Source organism: Thomasclavelia cocleata (genome assembly GCF_900102365.1).
GTDB lineage: Bacteria > Bacillota_I > Bacilli_A > Erysipelotrichales > Coprobacillaceae > Thomasclavelia > Thomasclavelia cocleata.
In genome coordinates this window covers 1-5,325 of record NZ_FOIN01000073.1, presented here as the reverse complement: position 1 = coordinate 5,325, position 5,325 = coordinate 1, and the positions used below count along the sequence as shown (strand labels likewise).

Annotated in this window: 3 protein-coding genes and 2 tRNA genes; 1 reads left to right on the top strand and 4 read right to left on the bottom strand. The window is 28.1% G+C overall.

Annotation, left to right across the window (positions count from 1 at the left end):
* Together BMW96_RS13620 and gltX are read right to left on the bottom strand one after the other, a co-directional pair.
* A partial coding sequence (locus BMW96_RS13620; RefSeq protein ID WP_177165862.1) for a PD-(D/E)XK nuclease family transposase occupies positions 1-269 on the bottom strand: 269 nt, incomplete at its 3' end.
* A 341-nt stretch (positions 270-610) separates the two neighbouring features.
* Positions 611-2,050, bottom strand: coding sequence for a glutamate--tRNA ligase (gltX, locus tag BMW96_RS13615; protein WP_092357088.1), 1,440 nt, complete (start codon positions 2,048-2,050; stop codon positions 611-613).
* Between the two features lie 57 nt (positions 2,051-2,107).
* Between gltX and BMW96_RS13610 the strand changes: the two genes are divergently transcribed.
* Positions 2,108-2,183, top strand: a tRNA-Gln gene (locus tag BMW96_RS13610).
* Positions 2,184-2,229: 46 nt separating this feature from the next.
* On the opposite strand, the gene BMW96_RS13605 is transcribed toward BMW96_RS13610, so the two are convergent.
* Positions 2,230-2,305 (bottom strand) — tRNA-Glu (locus BMW96_RS13605).
* Between the two features lie 329 nt (positions 2,306-2,634).
* The gene (locus tag BMW96_RS13600; RefSeq protein ID WP_092357085.1) at positions 2,635-4,965 is read right to left on the bottom strand and encodes an HAD-IC family P-type ATPase; all 2,331 of its coding nucleotides are present in this window, start codon (positions 4,963-4,965) and stop codon (positions 2,635-2,637) included.
* Positions 4,966-5,325: the final 360 nt, after the last annotated feature.

Here is a 5,325-nt window from a genome sequence, read left to right as displayed (position 1 = left end):
CTGCCTGCCATCTGTATTTCTATATCAATAACTCTGCCAGTTTCATCAACAGCACAAATATCTAAAATAATATTTTTAGCAAGAACAGTATTTTGATTGATTTCAGGATTTTTAACAATCATTTTTTTACAGTCGATATTGGTAACAAGTTTAACGATGTACTTTCTTAACATTCTAGATTCAGCAGTATCTCTGGAAAGAAGATATTTAAAGAAAAGATCATTATTAAATTTAACTAAATCATTTTGATAACTAATTACTTCACTCATATAATAATCCTTCTATTATTTTATACAAAATAATTAAGAGGATTACTTTTGAAATCAAATTTCTATAATCATATATTACTGTTCACATTCAAAAATAAATACTGATAATATGAAAATACATGATTATGAAAAAATATTAAATGTTACAAACTTATTTACAAATAACATAGCAAAAACAAGATTAAGATTATTGAAAATAAAATAAAAGAGCATGGTGAATTCAATTAAAATCGAATCTACACATGCTTTTTTGAAGTTTCCTATTTATTTGACTGTGAATGGTAACTAATTTCTGTTAAAGAGATTTTTTGGTATCGATGCTTAACTTAATACCATTGAATTTAACTATATACTTTTTTTAATTCTTCAATAGCATTGTTGATTCTTTTAATTGTTTCATCTTTACCTAATATATGTGCTATTTCAACTGCACCACCAGGTGTAAAAGCTTTAAATGTTAAAGCTACTCTAATCGGGTACATAATTTGACCATTTTTCTTTTCATGTTTTTTTGCTAATTCGATGAATTTATCTTTAATACTATCTTCATTATCAAAATCTAAATTATTTAATGAAGGTAAAACTAACTCTAAAGCTTCTAGAGAATTTTCTATTGTTGTTTTCATTTTTTTATTAACAAATAATTCTTTGTTAAATGGGTATGGGGAATCAATAAAATCAATAGCTTCAGGTATTTCATTTAATATTTGGATTCGAGGTTGTAAGATTTTTGATAATTCTATATAATTTATGTCTGCTTTTAAATTATCTTGATAATAATTTAATGCGTAGTTATTAAACTGTTCAAGTGACATATTTCTTAAATATACTCCATTCATCCATTTAAGTTTTTCGTAGTCAAATATCGCAGGAGATTTACTAATTCGATCAACAGAAAAAATTTTAACTAATTCTTCTAATGAAAAAATTTCTTCTTCACCAACTGGGGCCCAACCTAATAATGCAATATAATTAATAATAGCTTCACTTAAAAAACCTTGTTTAATCAAATCTTGATAACTAGCATCACCATTACGTTTACTTAACTTATTTTGTTCATCTTTCATAACAGGGGGAACATGGATATAAACTGGAGGTTCCCAGTTAAACGCTTTATAAATTAAATTATATTTAGGAGTACTAGATAAATACTCATTGCCTCTGACTACATGAGTAATTTTCATCAAGTGATCATCAATTACATTTGCAAAATTGTAAGTTGGATAACCATCACTTTTTAATAGTATTCCTTCATCTAATAATTTATTTTCGGTTTCAATAGTACCATATACAGCATCATTAAATGTGGTAGTACTAGTATTTGGGATAGTTTGACGAATAGTATATGCTTCACCATTAGCAATTCTTTTTTTTGCTTCATCAATTGAAAGAGATTTGCAAGGATCATTAAATGTATATGTATTATTATGAGCATCTTTTAATTTTGTTTCACTGCAAAAACAGTAATGTGCAGCTTTTAATTCAACTAACTTATGAGCATATTTTTGATATATTTCTAATCTTTTTGATTGGATGTAAGGTCCAACATCCCCAGGTTTTAAAGGTCCTTCATCGTAATTTAAACCTGTATCATTTAAAACATCATAAATAATATCAATTGCTCCAGCAACTTCTCGCTGTCTATCAGTATCTTCAATTCTTAAAATAAAGTCACCATTATTGTGTTTAGTAACTAAATAACTATAAAGAGCAGTTCTTAAATTTCCAATATGCATATAGCCTGTAGGGCTAGGTGCAAAACGTGTACGAATTTTTTGCATTTTTTTAAATTTCTCCTTTTCTTTTTCTGAAAAAAGTAGTAAAGTATATATATACATTGGGGTGTAGCCAAGCGGTAAGGCAGCAGACTCTGAATCTGCCATTTCCCTGGTTCGAATCCAGGTACCCCAGCCAAATATAAAAATTAAGCAGGAAAATATTCCTGCTTTTATTTTTGATATGGTAGCCTGTAGGGGGTTCGAACCCCTGCATGCTGGAATGAGAATCCAGAGTGTTAACCACTTCACCAACAGGCCATCTTTAATTAAATTATAGCACTAAAAGATTATAAAATATAGTGTTTCTATAATTTTTTTTAATATTTTGCAATAAAAAAAGATTTACTAATCTTCTTCAATGTAGTCAATTTAAGAAGATTATAACAGGTAGAAATCTAATCAAGATAACTATCTTTTTTGATGAGGCTAAAATAGAATCTACACTGTTATATACTGAAATTTTAAAAATCATTGAAATGCACTTTTTTAACATTCCAAAAAGAAAAAGGATATGAGTAGACATAAATATGCAAATCATATCCTTTTATTGTCGTTAAATTGATGACATTGTAAACTAATCTTCTCATTTAATTAATAGATTTAGTTTGAATTTTATTTAAATATTTACCAATTAATCTTGTAAGAATAATTAAAACAGGAATACATATAATAATTGTTATTAAAATATAACTAATTAACTTTGAATTTAAGCTATGCATTTCTAATAATGGCCAGAAGATGGGGGTGGATAAAATAAATCCAATTATATCAATAACTAGAACTCCACCTCGATACCAGTTGATTGGGCAATAGATACGATAAATCATATGAATAGAAATAAATGCAGTTATAAAATATAAAATTGTAAATACTTCTGGTAACGATAAATGAAATGAAGGAGCTAATAGTTTGATTATTCCAACACTTAAAACTATTGTTAGGGCATTAGGTAAAGAATATCTTAAAGCATGATGAGTAATAGATTCTTTAGGTTTTTCAATGTTTCGTTCAAATAAGATCATAAAAGATGGGAAACCTTCAATGAACATATCTAGTAATGTCATTTGAAAAGGGATAAATGGATAAGGAATGTTCAAAAGAATAGATAAAAAAGATAGTAGGATAGTATAAATAGTTTTTAAATAGTACATTGATGCTGAACGTGTTACATTATTAATAACTAATCGTCCCTCTCGAACCACTTCAACTAAAGTTTCTAATTTACCATCAATAATAATAAATTGAGCTACTTGTCTGGCAATATCTGAGCCTGAACCCATTGCAATTGAAACATCTGCATCCTTTAATGCTAATACATCATTGACACCATCTCCAGTCATTGCTACTTTTTGTTTATGTTTTTGTAAACATAATATCATTTTATGCTTTTGAAAAGGGGTAGCACGACCAATAACATTATAATTTAAAATTGCATCTTCTAATTGTTCATCTGTTTTAATTGTAGAAGCATCAATATAGTTATCTGCATTAACAACACCAGCTTGTAAAGCGATTGCACTAACAGTAGCAGGATTATCACCTGAAATCACTTTTACATTTACATCATTGTCACTAAAAAATGCAAGTGTTTTTTTAGCATCTTTTCTAATTGGATCTTTAATAATGATTAAACCAAGTGGTGTAGTTTGATTAATTGTTTCTTGGATAATATTAATATTATTATGATGACCAATCATTAAAACTCGGGCACCACTTTGTGCCATTGAGACTACATGTTCTGGTAATTGATATTTAGGTTGAATAATTTCAGGTGCTCCAACAATGATAGTACCAATTGTTTCTAATTCTATTGCGCTCCATTTACGGGCCGAAGAAAAAGCAATTCGATTTAATGTTTTATATTTAGCAGGGGTATTATAATATTTTTTTAAAGTTTGAAAAGTAATATTATTATCTAATGAGCCTGCAACAAAAGAACACATGATTTCATGGGTATCGTATGAAAAAGGGTTATCTAAATCAATTACTTGTTCAATTTCCATTTTTCCTTCAGTAAGAGTTCCTGTTTTATCTAAACAAAGAACATCTATTCTAGACAAAGTTTCAATACTAAACATTTCTTGAACAAGTGTTTTTTGTTTACCTAACTTCACAACACTAGCAGCTAAAGAAAGACTAGTAAGTAGAACCAATCCTTTAGGTAACATTCCTAAAAGAGCAGTAGCAGTATTTACAATTGTACTTGTAATACTTTGATCTCGAATGATATAAGCTTGATATAACATTAAAATACTTAGTGGTAAAACTAGGTAACTTGTATAGCGAGTAACAGTATTAAAAGTATTTAATAATTCTGAGCTAACTGGTTTTCGAGTTCTTGCCTGGTCAGTAATTTTGTTGGCATAATTATCTTTTCCAACATGAATAACTTCACCATAGCATCCACCACTTAAAATAAAACTCCCTGATAATAGCATATCACCAGGATTTTTAGTAATAGGATCAGCTTCACCAGTTAATAAAGATTCATCTACTTCAACACTATTTTCAATAACTTTGGTATCTGCACTAATTTGGTTACCAGTTTCAAAATAGACAGTATCACCTAGAACTATTTCTTCATTATCAATTAAATTTATGACTCCATCACGAACAACTTTAGTTTTAGGTGAGACGATAAGGTTTAATTTTGCTATCATATTTTTTGATTTTATTTCTTGTCTTGCTCTAATAACGGTATTAGAAACAACTATAATTACAAAAAATAAACTAGAATAAGCTTGTACTGAAATTAAAGCAACAGCAATAATAAAATTATATGCATTAAATAAATTAAAAACATGACCAATAATAATCTGTAAATTACTTTTAACAACAGGTTTTGGTGCAATATTTATTTTTCCCTCTTTAATCTTTAAATTGACCTCAGATTTACTCAACCCAATTATTTTCTTCATCGTAATTTCCCCTGTAAAATAATGGTAGTGTCAAAAAACAGTTAGTTTTTTATATGTCTTTTTCACTGTAAAACCTCATTCTACCTTGGTTTTTTATATATCCTGATCAATTTCCCCTGAAATTAATCTATAAACTTAACCCTTTTTCTCTATACAAAAAAGGTAACTACATCCTATAATGAAGTCACCACAACAATCACAAAGGAGTGTAATTACCATGGTTATGATTATATCATTTATTGTTTCTTTATTAAATATCTTTAGAAAACTTTTATATAAATTTGAATGCTTTCTTCTTAGTTTCCTTCCTAACGACCCTATTTCCAATCCAGTTAGCGATGCCTGCAGAAGTTTCAAGGT

What these genes read in the sequence shown, in the direction of transcription:
- gltX (WP_092357088.1), bottom strand. Translation starts at nt 2,050, where the DNA reads ATGCAAAAAATTCGTACACGTTTTGCACCTAGCCCTACAGGCTATATG.
- BMW96_RS13600 (WP_092357085.1), bottom strand. Translation starts at nt 4,965, where the DNA reads ATGAAGAAAATAATTGGGTTGAGTAAATCTGAGGTCAATTTAAAGATT.